The organism is Acidimicrobiales bacterium, assembly GCA_035546775.1.
Classification (GTDB): Bacteria; Actinomycetota; Acidimicrobiia; order Acidimicrobiales; family JACCXE01; genus JACCXE01.
In genome coordinates this window covers 1-1,843 of sequence record DASZWD010000069.1, presented here as the reverse complement: position 1 = coordinate 1,843, position 1,843 = coordinate 1, and the positions used below count along the sequence as shown (strand labels likewise).

Annotated in this window: 4 protein-coding genes; 2 read left to right on the top strand and 2 right to left on the bottom strand. The window is 67.6% G+C overall.

The window, feature by feature from the left end:
• A partial coding sequence (locus VHC63_17160; protein HVV38341.1) for an excalibur calcium-binding domain-containing protein occupies window positions 1–578 on the top strand: 578 nt, incomplete at its 5' end.
• A 10-nt stretch (window positions 579–588) separates the two neighbouring features.
• Here VHC63_17160 and VHC63_17155 read toward each other — a convergent pair.
• Together VHC63_17155 and VHC63_17150 are read right to left on the bottom strand one after the other, a co-directional pair.
• Entirely contained in the window at window positions 589–834 is a 246-nt protein-coding gene (locus VHC63_17155; GenBank protein HVV38340.1) for a hypothetical protein, read from the bottom strand.
• Entirely contained in the window at window positions 831–1,487 is a 657-nt protein-coding gene (locus tag VHC63_17150) for a hypothetical protein (protein ID HVV38339.1), read from the bottom strand. Before VHC63_17150 ends, VHC63_17155 begins: the two co-directional genes overlap by 4 nt.
• A gap of 144 nt (window positions 1,488–1,631) precedes the next feature.
• On the opposite strand from VHC63_17150, the gene VHC63_17145 reads away from it, so the two are divergent.
• Window positions 1,632–1,843 (top strand): hypothetical protein (locus VHC63_17145; protein ID HVV38338.1); only part of this gene is annotated, 212 nt, incomplete at its 3' end.

Below are 1,843 nucleotides of genomic sequence, written 5' to 3'. Positions count from 1 at the left end.
CGATGAGGGCGTTGCGCTTCGTGCTGGGGCTGACGCTGGTCGTCGGATTGGCCGGCTGTAACAAATCGGATGCCACCGTCATGCCCGACGTCAAAGGGCGCAGGCTTGACGTTGCGTTGAGCGACATCAAACGTGCCGGCTTCAAACACAAGGTTGAAGTCGTTGGAGGAGGCACGTTCGGAGTCGTCGTCAAGTCGCACTGGATGGTCTGCGAGCAGTTGCCGGCTGCGGGGCAGGCACTGAAGGAGGCGCCTCGGGTGACGGTCAGTCGTTCCTGCGACTCTGGAACGAAGCGTGCGCGCGGCACTGCCGTAAAGGTGAGCACGACAACCACTTCAACGACCACTGCACCGCCACCGACAACCGCGCCTCCGACGACGACACCGCCGCCCCTATCCGATGCGACCTACGACGCCGTGCCGACTACCGATTCGAACTCGCCGCCACCACCATCGGACGTCTACTACGCGAACTGCGACGCCGCGCGGGCTGCGGGGGCTGCGCCGCTCTCCCGTGGCGAACCCGGGTATCGATCCGGCCTCGACCGGGATGGCGACGGCGTCGCGTGTGAAACGTGACTCAGTTCGCCTAGCCACCCTCGAGGGCGCGCAGGCCGGCCTCGCTGAGTCCCAACCGCGACGCGAACGACGCTCGGTCCACACTCGCCCGGCTGCGCGCCATCACCACCACCACCGCCAAGTCGGCCCACGAACAGCCGTGTTGATGCAGGCGAAGCCGGAACCGGTCGGCGAGTTCGTCGACGGACGGCTCCCACCCCGACGGCACCCCTTCCTCCGCCGCGCAGGCGTCGCGCCACCGCTCCTCCTCGGTCATCGTTCCAGCAACGGCAGCTCGAGCAGCGGCGCGTAGGTCGCGTCGCGCGCCGCCAAGGCCCGCAGGCGATCGCCGACGCGCTTGGCCGCCTGACGCACTGCCGGCGGCTTCATGCCGTGGCGCGCCGCCACCGTGTTCGCCGGCGACGGATCACCGCCCGCCGCCTGCGCCCGCACCGACAAGAACACCTGCGCGTCGCGCCGCGAGCTCGTGGCGTCGAGCGCGTCGACCAGCAGCCGGATCGTGTCGTCGTCGCGGGCGACCGTCTCCAGATGGTCGAGCTCGTCGACGTCGGCCGCGGCAACGTCGGTCGCCACAACGCCACCGTCCTCGTCGCCGAACTCACGCGTATGCGGACCGAGGTAGGCGTTGACGATCGCGCGCAGGCGACGCTCGGCCCACGTCCAGGGCATCGCTCCCCCATCGGCGCGCCACGATGGCGCCGCCTCGAACAACGCCATCGTGGCGTCGAGCGTCAAGCCGTTCATCTCGTCGGCCGGTACGACATGCACGCCCCGATCGGCGAAGTGGCTCTGCAACACGCGCCGAATCACCGCGCCGAACTCGGTGTACAACGTGAACATCGCCGACGCATCGCCGGCCGCCATCGCCGTCATCAACTCGGCCACCCGCTCGACCGCTGACCTTTCCACTGCTCCGCCCCGTTTCTCTCGCTCGTTGTCGAGATCGAGAGTCGGGCAGTGGTGTGACAACTACATGGGTGTGACTCGCACCGCGTCATGTCATTCCTCTACGGCGGCGTTGTGACTGTCACACCTGTCACGTAACGGCGTTGCATGACCGACAACTACCGAGCCGCCAAGGCGGACGCACGCGCAGAGAAAGCCCGAGCCAAGGCAATGCGTCCGTGGTTCAAAAAGAAGCGCTTCATCATTCCGCTGGCACTCGTGGCGCTCGGCATCATCGCAAGCGTGGGGAGTTCCGGGGGCGGAACGAAGGATGCCAACGCGAACGACAACGCCAGCGCGACTACCGCAGCGAACGACGC